Here is a 14,531-nt window from a genome sequence, read left to right on the forward strand (position 1 = left end):
GTAGTGGTACTGCATATACTATATAGTCAATAAAAAAGCGCTGTGCAATTTGCACAGCGCTTTTTTATTGGACTTGTTATACCTGTATATATTAATATGAAAGTATAGTTCCGGCAGCTACAGTTTCGTTAGTGGCTTCATCAACCAGTATCAATGAACCTGTAATGCGATTTTTTCTGTACTCATCAAAAACAAGGGGTTGGGTGGTACGCAGGCGTACACGTGCCATCTCGTTCATTTTAATATCACCACCATTCTCCAGCTTTTCCATGGTATTGATATCCAGTTTATAGATCACCTCTTTAATGATGGCCATCACTTCGCGGGTAGTATTTTTCAGGTGATATTTAGCACCCGGGCGCGGGCCTCTGGTACCCATCCAGCAAAGCATCACATCAAGATCCTGGCTTACCTGTGGTTCACTGTCATCTTTAATGATCATATCGCCACGGCTCACATCAATATCATCCTCTAAGGTGATAGAAACAGACATCGGTGCAAAGGCTTCTTCAACCGGGCCCGAAAAGGTATCTATTGATTTAATTGCTGATGTTAGGCCCGAAGGCAAAACGGTTATTTTATCGCCGGGTTTAAATATGCCACCTGCTATACGGCCGGCATATCCCCTGTAGTCGTGGTATTCGGCCGCGTGGGGGCGTATTACGGTTTGTACAGGGAAACGTGCATCAACATGGTTTTCATCGCTGCCTATGTGTATGGTTTCCAGCGTATGCAATAAGCTGGTGCCTTTGTACCAGGGCATATTTACAGAATCATTTACCACGTTATCACCTTCCAGCGCGCTAATGGGGATATAGCGAATATCGGTCACATCAATTTTGCCTGCAAAATCATTGTATTGTTCCACTACCTTGTTAAAAGCCTCTTCCGAATAATCAACCAGGTCCATTTTATTGATACAAACAATAATGTGAGGTATCTTTAAAAGGGAGGCTATATAGGAGTGCCTACAGGTTTGTTCAACTACACCTTTACGGGCATCAACAAGTACAAGGGCCAGATTGGCTGTTGAGGCGCCGGTAACCATATTACGGGTATATTGGATATGGCCGGGGGTATCGGCAATAATAAATTTACGTTTTGGCGTAGCAAAGTAACGGTAAGCAACATCAATAGTGATACCCTGTTCCCGTTCAGACCGCAAACCATCGGTAAGCAAAGAAAGGTCAATATGTTGTAACCCTTTTCTTTCGCTTGATTGTTTTACAGCCGCCATCTGATCCTCAAAGATCGATTTGGAGTCGTATAATAATCTTCCGATAAGTGTACTTTTGCCGTCATCCACACTACCGGCTGTTGTAAAACGTAATAGTTCCATAATTTATGTCTCATTAGTATCAAGTAGCGAGTATCAAGTATCAAGATTTTAAAAAACGATTAATGTCGCTTTGTGAAGCTGTCTTGATACCTGATACTAACTACTCGATACTCTTTAAAAATAACCTTGTTTTTTTCTGTCTTCCATGGAGGTATCAGAGCGTTTATCATCACTCCTGTTACCACGCTCAGTACTGCGCGTGGCAGATACTTCGGCTACAATTTTTTCCAATGTATCCGCCTCAGATTCAATGCCGCCGGTAATGGTGATATCGCCCAGGGTGCGGAAGCGCATCAGTTTGTTTTCAATAGTTTCGCCATCGCGCAGCACCAAAAACTCAGATGCAGGTAACCAGGTACCATCACGGTAAACGGCTTCGCGGTTGTGGGCAAAGTAAAGGGAAGGAATGGCGATATTTTCCTGCAGAATATAGTTCCAGATATCCATCTCGGTCCAGTTACTGATAGGGAACACCCTGAAATGCTCACCCATTCTTTTACGGCCGTTAAAAATATTCCAAAGCTCGGGGCGCTGGTTTTTAGGGTCCCACTGTCCAAACTCGTCCCGGTGCGAAAAGAAACGCTCTTTTGAACGTGCTTTTTCTTCGTCACGACGGGCGCCACCTATGGCAGCGTCAATTTTATGATGTTCAATAGTATCCAGTAATGAAACTATTTGCAGCTCGTTTCGGCTTGCGTTAATACCACTTTCCTCAACAGCGCGGCCCTTGTTAATAGCCTCCTGTACCGAGCCTACAATAAGCTGCACACCCAGGTCGGCTACCAGGTTGTCTCTGAATGCCATTGTTTCTGGGAAGTTGTGTCCGGTATCAATATGTATGAGCGGCATTGGTATTTTGGCCGGCCAAAAAGCCTTACGGGCCAGGTGGGTTACAACAATCGAATCCTTACCGCCCGAGAACAGTATAGCAGGACGATCAAATTGGGCCACAACCTCTCTTATAACGTAAATGGCCTCTGATTCTAATTCCTGCAGATGAGTAAGATAATATTTGTGCATGTTCAATAAAAAACCGCTAAATCCACCTAAATAGTAGTATTTAACAATCAAACTGCAATATTAACAATTTATGCTCATTAAATTGTTATCTAATCTATTTTAAACCTGAAAATTAGTCTTCGGTAATTATAAATTTATAAGCTGTTCCGTGATTTAAAAAGCAGTGGATATTAATTGGAAATATACCGGTTATATTGTTCTATATTAAACTAAAGGCAGCTAACAGCAATAACAGAACTCTACGGTTAAAATATGATATTATAACAGTTTACTTATGAGTTATGCGTAAAAAATAATTACTTTTAAAAATCTATATAATACAAGTTAATCTATGAAGGGAATTATTTTAGCAGGCGGATCAGGGACAAGGCTTTATCCGATTACCCGGGCAATAAGTAAACAGCTAATGCCTATTTACGATAAGCCGATGATCTATTATCCATTATCTGTTTTAATGCAAGCAGATATCAAAGAGATATTGATTATCACTACTGCCGAGGATAATGAAGGGTTTAAACGCTTGCTTGGCGATGGTACCGAATTGGGTTGCCATTTTGAATATGCTATACAGGAAAAACCAAACGGACTTGCACAGGCTTTTGTAATTGGCGAAAAATTTATAGGCGATGATAAGGTTGCTTTAATACTGGGCGATAATATATTTTACGGGACTGGTTTTACGGAATTGATTCGCAGCTTTAATGATGTGGATGGTGCAGCTATTTTTGCCTACCATGTGGCCGACCCTGAACGATATGGGGTGGTTGAGTTCGATGATGATTTTAAAGCTTTATCTATTGAAGAAAAACCGGCTAAGCCAAAATCAAAATTTGCTGTACCGGGATTGTATTTTTATGATAATAGCGTAATCCAGATAGCTAAGGATCTTGAGCCTTCGCCGCGCGGTGAGTATGAAATTACCGATGTAAATAAATACTATCTGGAACAAGGAAATTTACACGTTGGAGTGATGGATAAAGGTACCGCCTGGCTGGATACCGGAACTTTTGATTCACTGAGCGATGCTACCGAATATGTGCGTGTAATTGAAAAACGCCAGTCGTACAAAATTGGCTGTATTGAAGAGGTGGCTTACCGTCGTGGTTTTATTAACGACGAACAGTTGAAGTTGCTGGTAGATAAGTATTTAAAAAGCGGCTACGGCAGGTATTTGCAAAGTTTGCTGTCCTGACGCAGTAGATATCAAAATTAGTAAGTCATCCCGAATTTATTTCGGGATCTCACATGCAAGGTAGGGTGTTCATCTTGTATGTGGGATGCTGAAACAAGTTCAGCATGACTGCTTGATTAAAAACTAAACAGCCTGTTTTTCTACCGTGCTTATCATCTGATCAAGTAGATCTGGGTCATTAGCCTGGAACCAATGGAACAAGCTATCTTTTCTGAACCAGGTGAGCTGCCGTTTGGCAAATCGCCTCGTGTTTTGTTTTATCATTTCAATGGCTTTATCAAGACTGGTTTTGCCGTCAAAATAATCGAATAGTTCGGTATAGCCAACCGTGTTTAGCGCGTTAAGGTGGCGGTAGGGGAGCAGCGCGCTTACTTCGGCAAGCAGGCCTTGTTGTACCATGATATTAACCCGCTCATTAATACGGTTATATAGTACTTCGCGCGGCAGGTTTAGGGCCAGTTTAATGATATTAAATGGCCGCTTGTTTACTGTGGCCTGCCGGTACGATGAAATGGGGTTGCCCGAACTTTCAAAAACCTCCAAAGCCCTGATGATGCGCTGTGGATTGCTCAGGTCAACCTCTTCATAATAAACAGGATCGGCAAGTTTTAGCTTTTGCTGCAAACTTTCAATGCCTTTTTCTTCCAGTTCCTGGTTTAACTTTTCCCTTATAGATGGGTCGGCAATTGGCAGATCGTCAAAACCTTCGCAAATGGCTTTAATATACAAACCTGAGCCACCTGCTAAAATTACATGATCATGTGTTTTAAAAAGTCCATCCAGCAATGCAAGGCCCTGTCTTTCAAAATCACCTACAGAAAAAGGTTCGGCTATGGAATGTGAATCAATAAAATAATGCTCTACCGCGGCTAACTCCGCCGCGTTTGGTTTGGCCGTACCAATAGCCATCTCCCTGAAAAACTGTCTTGAATCGGCCGAGACAACTACGGTGTTAAAATGCTTTGCTAATTCAATTGCTGCCGCCGTTTTACCCACGGCCGTAGGGCCTGCAACTACTATGAGGGTTTTGTGGGTGGGTTGGGGCATGGTTAGCAGTTGGTAATAGTAAAAAACGCGTCATTGCGAGGAGCGAAGCAATTAGCCCCACCCAACCCTCCCCGGAAGGGAGGGCTTAAAACTAAAAGTCTCCCCTACTGGGGGAGATTTAGAGGGGGCTTCCTCGCAATGACGTACGGGATATAGTATTCTATTTAATAATCATCACCGCCGCGATGTGGTTTGTCATCATCCTCAAAACCTTCGTCGTCGGCAAATTCGTTTCCAAACTCATCGTCTTCTTCTTCTCCCTCCTCCGCATGTTTTTCTTCCGGCAATTCATCTACCCCTGTATCTGTTACTTCAGAAAAATCTTCAGTGTCTTCCGGGTTAAAGGCCATTTCGTTCAGGAAGTCGAAATCCTCGTTTGTTGGAGGGATTACGGTAGGATTGAATACGTTACCAAATTGTTTAGGCGCTTCGCCAACTGATTTTATAACAGCAGGATAAACAGTGCCCGGTGTTTCGTCAAGAATGATCTTCATCAGTTCAACATGAAAATCAAAGGGGCGGTCGAAATTGAATGTATAGTAAAATTTTTGATGCGGGTCATCTATAAAACTCAGCAGCTTTACCTTGTTCATTAAAGATACACCACGGTCAATCCTTTTTTGATTTGGTAAATAAGTAATTTCTTCGCCTTTTGTCCATTGATCATTGCTGATATAAAAAGAGGAGGAAAACTCGGGATTATAACCGGTTGACTGGTGTATTGCGCGGTGAAGATCCTCGAAGGTTTGATTTGATTTTACATCAATCTCTCTCATCACGTCATCATAATCTTCGAAAGTAACCCTAAACCTGTATAGTGCCATTGTTTTAGTAAATTTTGGGGACAAAAATAATCTTTTAATTCAAATTTGTGTCTGCCACAACTTTTAAGCCAATTTCCAAACCTTTGGCAATTGTAAAGTTAATGGCAGCTTCGCGTGTGTTCGGAATTTCGCCTTCCAATATGGCTTCGCGTATCTGATTTTTGATAATTCCCACTTCCCGGCCTTCTTTTAAGCCAAAAAGCTGCATAATATCAATGCCGGTGACTGGTGGTTGCCAATTTCTGATGTTATCACGCTCTTCAACATCCTTTAATTTTTGTTGAACAAGCTCAAAATTGTTACGATATTTTTTAACCTTATATTCGTTTTTTGTTGTTATGTCTGCTTTACACAACAACATTAAGCCTTCAATGTCATCTCCTGCCTCAAAAAGTAACCTGCGCACTGCCGAATCAGTAACAATGGATTGCGACAGTACAATGGGGCGTAAATGCAGCTGTACCAGTTTTTGTACCTGCTTCATTTTTTCGTTAAGCGGCAGTTTTAACTGGGCAAATATTTTAGGTACCATACGCGCGCCGCGATCTTCATGGCCATGAAAGGTCCAGCCGTGGCCGGGTTCAAAGCGTTTGGTGGCGGGTTTGGCAATATCATGCAAAATGGCAGCCCAGCGCAGCCAAAGGTCGCTGGTGGTTTCGCAAATATTGTCTAACACCTGCAAGGTATGATAAAAATTGTCCTTATGGCCCTTGCCATCAATATAATCAACCCCGTACAGATTGCTCATCTGCGGGAATATTTTATGCAGCAAGCCGGTATCAAACAAGTAATTAAAGCCAATAGATGGCACCGGCGACAGGATGATCTTATTCAATTCGTCGGTTATACGCTCCTGCGATATGATGCTGATACGGTCGGCATTGTTTTTAATGGCATCCACTGCAATATCATCTATCCTGAAATTAAGCTGTGATGCAAACCTGATGGCCCGCATCATGCGCAGGGGGTCGTCAGAAAAAGTTTCGGCAGGATTAAGGGGTGTTCTGATTAGTTTTTGCTCCAGGTCGGCTATGCCGCCAAACGGATCAAGCAGTTCGCCAAAGGTATCAGGATGCAGGGAAATAGYCAGGGCATTGATAGTGAAATCACGGCGTTTCTGATCATCTTCCAATGTTCCGTTCTCCACAATAGGTTTGCGGGAATCCAGGCGGTATGATTCTTTCCTGGCGCCTACAAATTCAATCTCCAGATCCTGGTATTTGAGCGATGCCGTACCAAAGTTTTTATATACGGCAACTTTTACCTTGAGTTTAGCTGCAACAGCTTCGGCAAATGAAATACCATTACCAATAATTACTATGTCGATATCTTTAGATGGGCGCTTCAAAAAAATGTCGCGCACAAAGCCGCCAATAGCATATACCTGTAGCTCGTGTTGAGCTGCGAGTTTTGATATTATAGAAAATACTGGATGCTGCAGGTGGGCTTTCATGGGTTTTAATAAAATGCTAAGCTCTAAAACCTAAATTCTAAAACAAAGTTCAAAGGTAATGGTAAATTTTAAATTGTCTGAACCATGATTCGTAGGATTAAGGGATTACCTGGATTTTTATTTTATCCTTTATCTTTTTGTCCTTCGTCTGATCTACCGCCGTATAAACTCAAACCGGCCATCGGGTGCCAGTTTCATAATGGTAGAAGGGTTTTTAATTTCTTTACTATGCTGGTCAATATCAACCACATAATCAACCCCATCAATAATCTCCTGGTCTATTTGCGAAAAGTATTGCGGCGAAGGTTTACCACTAATATTGGCTGATGTTGATACCAGTGGCTTACGTAACCTTTGTATCAGTTGCTGGCAAAACTGGTTACTGGTTACCCGTATGGCAATACTGCCATCGGCAGCTATTAATGCCGGCGAAATGTTTTTAGCGCCCGGCATCACCAGTGTTAAGGGGTTTTCAGCATATTCAATAAGGTCATATGCCAGGGGATTAACTTCGCTTACATAGCTTTCCAGCTTATTTTCGGTATCCAGCAAAATGATCATGCTTTTGGCCTCATCACGTTGTTTTAGCTGATAGATCTTTTGTACGGCTTCGGTGTTGGTGGCATCGCAGCCAATACCCCAAATGGTATCGGTAGGGTACAGGATGATCCCGCCTTCCTGTAATATTTTAAAAGCTTTGGCAACTTCGTCTCTAAGCATGATTTAAATATAAGCTTAACGTGTTTATAATTTGCAATTCATCCAGCAGTTCCATGCAACGGGGTACGCCGTAAAGTTTGCAGGTATTGCGTACGCATGGTTCGCAGGCTAATTTACCATAACGCAGCACGGTTAAATTTTGTTTGTTATAAGGCGCCGTATTATGCTCATTACCAGCACCAAACAATGCTATAACAGGCGTGCCCACACTATTGGCCAAATGAGCCGGACCTGAGTCGGTAGTTAGCATAGCAGCGCTTTGAGCCATCAGGCTGCATAAGCCGGGCAAATCTGTTTTGCCTGCATAGTTCTCTAATCGGTCCGGGTTTTCAGTCCCGATGATCAGCTGGCTTACAAATATTGCCTCTTTTGGCGAACCAATAAGGCAAAAAGTAGTATTTGTAAAAGTAGCGGTTAATGTATTGAGCAAAGCCCGTCCTTTATCCAAAGGCATCCTGCGCGATGCAGCTTCGGAATTAAAATTGATCAATACCTGGTTTGTTTGCTTTGGGCTGGTTGTTACTGCATTTAACTTTACCGCTTCATGGGGCAGGGTTTTACCGGTAAACTGCTCCAGTAAAGATACGTATTCATCAACCCGGTGCACATTTGCCGGCTTTTTATACGAGTTGGTGAGTAAAAAAAAGCCACCCTCTTTACCAAAGCCTACCCTTTTTTTTGCTGATGTGGCCCAGCCCATTACAAATGACGAAAGCGATTGCGGCAGGTTAAAAAACAGGTCGTATTTTTCGGTTCGTAATTTTTTACCGAAGCGGTAAACACCGCTCAGTCCGCTATACTCTTGTTTTGAAAATGGGTGGATCTGTGTTAAGCCCGGTATGAGCGGGACTATATTGCTCAGCTCTTTTTTGATGATCGCATCAATTTGAGCATCAGGATAAAGCTGCCTTACTGTTGCGACGAAAGCTGTACTCATTACTACATCGCCAAGCCAGTTAGGCAGCCTTATCAGTATCTTCATATGGTGAGTTGATTAGGTGAGTGGTTGATTAAGTGAATAGTTGATGATGTGAATTCGTTAAAATCTAACCACTCACTTAATCCAACTTAATCAACCAATTACTAAACCGCTACATTGTTTTCGCGTAGGGCGTCGTTCAATGATGTTTTTTTATCGGTTGATTCTTTACGGGTACCAATGATCAAAGCACAGGGCACCTGGTAATCGCCGGCAGGGAATTTTTTGGTATATGAACCAGGAATAACTACCGAACGTGCCGGTACACGGCCTTTGTACTCAACCGGGGTTGATCCGGTTACATCAATGATCTTGGTTGACGCGGTTAAAACCACGTTTGCACCCAATACAGCTTCGTGTTCCACATGTACACCTTCTACCACAATAGCGCGTGAACCTATAAAACAGTTGTCTTCAATAATAACAGGAGCAGCCTGTAATGGTTCCAGCACACCGCCAATACCAACACCACCGCTTAAGTGTACATGTTTGCCTATTTGCGCGCATGAACCAACGGTTGCCCAGGTATCAACCATGGTACCTTCATCAACATAAGCGCCAATGTTTACGTATGATGGCATCATAATAACACCTTTTGCAAGATGAGCACCATAACGGGCAATACCATGAGGTACTACACGTACGCCGGCTGCTTTATAGTCGGTTTTCAGTTTCATTTTATCATGAAACACAAAAGGGCCAACTTTAATTTCGCTCATTTCGCGGGTAGGGAAATATAGCACTACCGCTTTTTTAATCCACTCATTTACGTGCCAGCGTGAACCAATAGGCTCAGCTACACGGATCTCGCCTTTATCCAATCGCTCAATAACGGTTTCAATGGCGGTAGTATACTCATTATAGTTTAGCAGATTCCTGTCATCCCAGGCATCTTCAATCAGTTTTTTAAGATCTTGCATCGGTAAAATTAAACTTTTGGCAAATTAAAGGAATTTTAGGGAGATTTGTTTTGAATTAGCTTAATGCATGTTAATTCTTTGTTTTAATGATCTCCATGTATCAATTTAAATGGTGAAGGGTATATCCGGCTTCAAAGATCATTTTCTTTAATTTCCTTCGGGCCCTGAATAAGCAGATTTTTGAAGAACCTATACTTATGGCTAATCTATTTGAAATATCTTTATGAGAGAGACCATCCAGCGCGTATAGATAAAAAACAGTCTTTTCTGTTGCTGGTAATTTTTCTATGATATTGATAAGTTCCTGGTATAGTAAATTCCGATCCGGTAGTTCATGATGAACAATATTTTCTGCGGTATCTATATCTTGCATCATGGCCATTTTTAAATTACTTCTCCGATAACTCAATGAAGTATTGATCATGATCCTGCCAATCCAGCCTTTAAATGAGCGATCTGGCTGATAGCGGTGCAGATTGCTGAATACTTTCATAAAACCGCAGTTCATTACTTCGGCAGCCTCGTAATTGTTGTTGGTATATCTTCTGCATATCCTCATGGCAAAACGGTAAAAGGTATCGTAAAGTAATTGTTGGCACTGTTTTTTTTCTGCCAGGCATCCTGATATCAGTTGCTCTGGATCTACTAATTCCATACTGTGTTATTTTATTTTTCTGACCCCAGATAGCCCCGATATGTATATCAGGAACAAAAAAGCTTGATTTAAAGGATYTGTTTTTCATCATGGCTACTAAGATCAGAACGGGGGCAAAGTTCAAGCAAGCGGATATTATCGTCAATCACCTAAAGTGGGGATATAAGCATCAGCTATTTTTTAATAACATTAAGGACTTGTGTTGTTCACCAATTTCTTATGATGACGGGGAGTATACAGGTGGAAAATAAAGAATGGAAGTTTATACCTCTGATTGACCGTTATTTCGTGGAGTAAATGAAAAAATTCTTTATTCCAAAACATAAAATTCAAAGCCGTTTAGTGTTAAGGATTTCATAATTTTGGAATTGATTTTTTACTCATGCCCGAAAAAGAAAAACTTAGAATAGATAAATACCTGTGGGCCATCAGGCTTTTTAAAACCCGAACCCTGGCATCTGATGCCTGCAAGGCCGGGCGCGTAAAATTGGATACTAAAAATATCAAGGCATCGTACGAAGTGAAAATTGGCGATACCTACCAGGTATCAAAGGGGCCGGATAAAAAAGTGATCCGTGTTACCGGTCTGCTCGAAAACAGGGTAGATGCAAAAAAAGCAGTTGATTATTACCTGGATATTACCCCGGTTGAACAAACACAGGCTTTTAAATCAATGTTTCATGCACCCATACTTAAACGCGACCGTGGTACGGGCCGGCCCACCAAGCTTGACCGCCGGGAAATTGATGATTTGAAGGATAACTTTTTTGAGGATAAAGAGGAAGAAAAGGAATAGGTAAATTTGAAGATTCTTCGATTTGAAAATGCACGTTAGTTATTTTCAAATCCTCAAATTAACCCATTTTCAATTGTATTAATAATCAGTTTTATTCTCTGTTGTTTCCCAAAGTTTAAAGGCAGACAAGGCCTCATCACGCAGTAATTGTACAAAGGATAGTTTGCGGTTCGCCATCGGGCTTCCCAGCTCATTGTAAATAAAATGATCGTCGAAACCGATGGCCGCGGCGTCGGCTTTGGTATTGGCATAGTACACTTTATCTATACGGGCCCAGTAAATGGCTCCCATGCACATGGGGCAGGGTTCGCAGCTGGTATAAATTTCGCAGCCGGTTAAATCATAAGTTCCCAACTCCTGGCAGGCCAGGCGTATCACCGAGACTTCGGCATGTGCGGTTGGATCATTTGTGGGCACAACACGGTTAGCACTGCGGGCCAGGATCATGCCATCCTTAACTATAACAGCACCAAATGGCCCTCCCATACCTTGCTTTACATTATACTCAGATAGCTCAATGGCTATCCGCATAAATTTTTCATGTGCTGTATTTTCCATATTCTCCTAAATTAAAAAACCCCAACGATAGTTGAGGTTTTTATAAGTTAATATTTTGTGATTTTTTTAATGTCAGAATCAGAATTCACAGAATTTTAGAATTTACAGAATATCTGATAGTTCGTTAAATCTAAATCTGCACATAGTTTGATTCTTGGTAATCCGTTAATCGGGTTAATCCTGGTTCAGACAATCTGCACATCTGTCATCTGCCTATCTGCAATTATTTTTTATCCTTAGCGTAAGCGTCATTCAGCCTTTTAACAACATCAGCAGTAACATCTAATGTTGCATCGCCATATAATACAGTTGGGTTGGCTTTTGAAAAAGTTAACACCAGTTTATAGCCTTTTTCTTTAGCATAGGCCTTTGTAAAATCGGCAATTTTATCATAAAGCTTAGTGTTTTCAGTAGCCTGTGATTGTTGAAACTCGGCAGTAGCATTTTGCTGATAGCCTTGTAATTCCTGTTGTTTACGTTGTAAACGTTGCTCAGTAGCCTGACGCTGATCGGCTGCCAGGGTAGCCGCATTTTTTTGGTAATCAGCAACTTCACGCTGAAAAGCCTGTCCTTTAGCCTGAAGATCGCTTTGAGACGATTTACCTTTATCTTCCAAACGCTTGTTCATATCCTTTGCATAATCATACTTGCTTAACAAGGAATCTGAATTGATATAAACGATTGTCTCTTTGCTATCGCCAGTTGCAGCAGCGGCGGCCGGTTTGTCGGCGGTTTTATTTTGATTGCAGGCGGCTATGCTTCCGGCAATTAATATCCCTAATGTGAATTTTGTTAAAATTGAAGCCGTAGTTTTCATTTAATAATTGATTTTTTCGTGTTTATGTTAGCTGGTGCAATTAAAAATTACGCCGTTTTTTATTCTTTATTTTAATTTCTGTGTGCAATTATAACGTTTTGTTAAGGTTGCGCAAGCAGCTTTATCTTTTTAAAGTAAAAATTTTGACAAAGATAACCTTTCATGGCAAGTATCCTAATCAGATGTGCAGATGGATTTGTCTGAACCGTGATTATAGGATTAAGGGATGGCCAGGGAATTTTCATTGCAAGAAAATCATGGTAATCCTAAAATCTGTTTAATCCCGGTTCAGACAATCTGCACATCTGTAAATTTGCACATTTGTGCTCATTTTTATCAACAACTAATCGTTAATTCGGAGTTAATTTCGTATTTTTGAAGGTTGTTGTATTAAATAAATATGAGCGAAGAAAATCAGGACAAATCCAATTATTCAGCAGATAATATACAGGTATTAGAAGGTTTAGAGGCGGTACGTAAACGCCCATCCATGTACATTGGTGATACAGGCGTTAAAGGCTTACACCACCTGGTATATGAGGTAGTTGATAACTCTATTGACGAGGCGCTTGCCGGCCACTGCGATACTATAAAAGTCACCATATTAAAAAATAACGGAATTAGGGTTGAAGATAATGGCCGCGGTATCCCCACAGGGATAACCACCAAAGAACAGCGGTCGGCATTGGAGATAGTAATGACGGTATTGCACGCCGGTGGTAAGTTTGATAAAGATACTTACAAGGTATCGGGCGGTTTGCACGGTGTGGGTGTAAGTTGCGTTAACGCGCTTTCGACCCACTTGCAGGCTTTGGTTTACCGTGAAGACAAAATATGGACACAGGAATACGAAAAAGGTAAGCCCCAGTATGATGTTAAAACCATTGGTGATACCGAAAAACGTGGTACTACGATCATTTTTCAACCCGATCCGGAGATATTTACCCTTACTACCGAATATAAGTATGATACGCTTGCCGGTCGTTTACGTGAGCTTTCATTTTTAAATAAAGGTATYCGCCTTAGTTTAACCGATGAGCGCATTCCTAACGAGGATGGTACTTTCATATCAGAGGAGTTTTATTCAGAAGGTGGTTTACGGGAGTTTGTTAAGTTTTTAGATGGCACACGTTCAACCATCATCCCTAATCCTATTTACCTTGATGGTATTAAAAATGGTATCCCGGTTGAGCTTGCTTTTCAATATAATGATACTTACTCCGAGAATGTTTTCTCGTACGTAAATAACATTAATACTATTGAAGGCGGTACCCACGTAGCAGGTTTCCGCAGGGGCTTAACCCGTACCTTAAAGGCATACGCCGATAAATCGGGCTTGTTGAAAAACATGAAGATCGAGATTACCGGTGATGACTTCCGTGAGGGCTTAACCGCTGTAATTTCGGTAAAAGTTCAGGAACCTCAGTTTGAAGGCCAAACCAAAACCAAATTAGGTAATAATGAGGTTATGGGTGCTGTTGATATAGCAGTTGGCGAAATTTTGGGTAACTACCTGGAAGAAAATCCTAAAGAAGCCAGACTGATTGTTAATAAAGTAATACTTGCCGCCACTGCCCGTGCCGCTGCCCGCAAGGCCCGCGAACTGGTACAGCGCAAGAGTGTAATGACAGGATCTGGCTTGCCGGGCAAGCTGTCTGATTGTGCCAATAACGATCCGTCACTTTGCGAGCTATACCTTGTAGAGGGTGACTCGGCGGGTGGTACCGCCAAACAAGGCCGCGACCGCGAATACCAGGCTATTTTACCTTTAAGAGGTAAAATCCTGAACGTGGAAAAGGCCATGGAGCACAAGATATACGAAAACGAAGAGATCAAGAATATGTTTACCGGTCTTGGTGTAAGCCGCGGTACACCTGAAGACGATAAGGCGCTTAACATAACTAAACTGCGTTACCACAAGATCATCATCATGACAGATGCCGACGTGGATGGATCGCACATTACAACGCTGATCCTTACCTTCTTTTTCCGTTATATGAAAGAGCTGGTTGAAGCAGGTTATGTTTACATTGCATCGCCGCCGTTGTACCAGGTTAAAAAAGGTAAAGAATCTGAATATTGCTGGAACGATGTACAGCGCGATGCCGCTATACAACGTTTAAAAGGCGCCGGTAAAGAAGATAGCGTTCACGTACAACGTTATAAAGGTTTGGGTGAGATGAATGATATCCAACTTTGGGATACTACCAT

14 protein-coding genes are annotated in these 14,531 nt (G+C 41.7%); 3 read left to right on the forward strand and 11 right to left on the reverse strand.

Annotated elements, in window-relative coordinates; all coding sequences use genetic code 11:
- Window positions 1–91: 91 nt before the first annotated feature.
- Complete coding sequence (locus AC1DRQ_RS25165; protein WP_429394424.1) at window positions 92–1,339, reverse strand: sulfate adenylyltransferase subunit 1; 1,248 nt, start codon at window positions 1,337–1,339, stop codon at window positions 92–94.
- A gap of 114 nt (window positions 1,340–1,453) precedes the next feature.
- Complete coding sequence (gene cysD / locus AC1DRQ_RS25170; RefSeq protein WP_429394427.1) at window positions 1,454–2,359, reverse strand: sulfate adenylyltransferase subunit CysD; 906 nt, start codon at window positions 2,357–2,359, stop codon at window positions 1,454–1,456.
- Window positions 2,360–2,690: 331 nt separating this feature from the next.
- On the opposite strand from cysD, the gene rfbA reads away from it, so the two are divergent.
- A complete protein-coding gene (gene rfbA, locus AC1DRQ_RS25175; RefSeq protein WP_429394429.1) occupies window positions 2,691–3,551 on the forward strand; it encodes a glucose-1-phosphate thymidylyltransferase RfbA in 861 nt (286 codons plus the stop codon).
- A gap of 123 nt (window positions 3,552–3,674) precedes the next feature.
- On the opposite strand, the gene miaA is transcribed toward rfbA, so the two are convergent.
- The 7 genes from miaA to AC1DRQ_RS25210 all read right to left on the reverse strand — a co-directional run bounded on the left by miaA (window position 3,675) and on the right by AC1DRQ_RS25210 (window position 10,149).
- On the reverse strand, window positions 3,675–4,598 hold the full coding sequence (gene miaA / locus AC1DRQ_RS25180; RefSeq protein ID WP_477427950.1) for a tRNA (adenosine(37)-N6)-dimethylallyltransferase MiaA: 924 nt from the start codon (window positions 4,596–4,598) through the stop codon (window positions 3,675–3,677).
- Window positions 4,599–4,762: 164 nt separating this feature from the next.
- Window positions 4,763–5,422, reverse strand: coding sequence for an IS1096 element passenger TnpR family protein (locus AC1DRQ_RS25185; protein ID WP_477427952.1), 660 nt, complete (start codon window positions 5,420–5,422; stop codon window positions 4,763–4,765).
- A gap of 34 nt (window positions 5,423–5,456) precedes the next feature.
- Window positions 5,457–6,875: a CCA tRNA nucleotidyltransferase gene (locus tag AC1DRQ_RS25190; protein WP_477427954.1), complete on the reverse strand. Its 1,419-nt coding sequence runs from the start codon at window positions 6,873–6,875 to the stop codon at window positions 5,457–5,459.
- Between the two features lie 153 nt (window positions 6,876–7,028).
- The gene (locus AC1DRQ_RS25195) at window positions 7,029–7,595 is read right to left on the reverse strand and encodes an L-threonylcarbamoyladenylate synthase (RefSeq protein WP_429394440.1); all 567 of its coding nucleotides are present in this window, start codon (window positions 7,593–7,595) and stop codon (window positions 7,029–7,031) included.
- The gene (locus AC1DRQ_RS25200) at window positions 7,588–8,577 is read right to left on the reverse strand and encodes a glycosyltransferase family 9 protein (protein WP_477427957.1); all 990 of its coding nucleotides are present in this window, start codon (window positions 8,575–8,577) and stop codon (window positions 7,588–7,590) included. Before AC1DRQ_RS25200 ends, AC1DRQ_RS25195 begins: the two co-directional genes overlap by 8 nt.
- A gap of 101 nt (window positions 8,578–8,678) precedes the next feature.
- Window positions 8,679–9,494: a 2,3,4,5-tetrahydropyridine-2,6-dicarboxylate N-succinyltransferase gene (locus AC1DRQ_RS25205; protein WP_429394444.1), complete on the reverse strand. Its 816-nt coding sequence runs from the start codon at window positions 9,492–9,494 to the stop codon at window positions 8,679–8,681.
- Window positions 9,495–9,594: 100 nt separating this feature from the next.
- On the reverse strand, window positions 9,595–10,149 hold the full coding sequence (locus AC1DRQ_RS25210) for an RNA polymerase sigma factor (RefSeq protein ID WP_429394446.1): 555 nt from the start codon (window positions 10,147–10,149) through the stop codon (window positions 9,595–9,597).
- 382 nt (window positions 10,150–10,531) lie between these two features.
- On the opposite strand from AC1DRQ_RS25210, the gene AC1DRQ_RS25215 reads away from it, so the two are divergent.
- Entirely contained in the window at window positions 10,532–10,945 is a 414-nt protein-coding gene (locus tag AC1DRQ_RS25215; protein WP_429394448.1) for an RNA-binding S4 domain-containing protein, read from the forward strand.
- 78 nt (window positions 10,946–11,023) lie between these two features.
- Here AC1DRQ_RS25215 and AC1DRQ_RS25220 read toward each other — a convergent pair whose 3' ends face one another.
- Window positions 11,024–11,503 carry a nucleoside deaminase gene (locus tag AC1DRQ_RS25220; protein WP_429394451.1) on the reverse strand — a complete coding sequence of 160 codons (480 nt, stop codon included), beginning with the start codon at window positions 11,501–11,503 and terminating at the stop codon, window positions 11,024–11,026.
- Between the two features lie 223 nt (window positions 11,504–11,726).
- The gene (locus AC1DRQ_RS25225; protein ID WP_477427960.1) at window positions 11,727–12,320 is read right to left on the reverse strand and encodes an OmpH/Skp family outer membrane protein; all 594 of its coding nucleotides are present in this window, start codon (window positions 12,318–12,320) and stop codon (window positions 11,727–11,729) included.
- A 400-nt stretch (window positions 12,321–12,720) separates the two neighbouring features.
- On the opposite strand from AC1DRQ_RS25225, the gene AC1DRQ_RS25230 reads away from it, so the two are divergent.
- Window positions 12,721–14,531, forward strand: a 1,811-nt coding sequence (locus AC1DRQ_RS25230) for a DNA topoisomerase subunit B (protein ID WP_477427962.1), incomplete at its 3' end; no start/stop codon positions are given.

It is taken from the genome of Mucilaginibacter sp. P4_E8, from assembly GCF_056401495.1.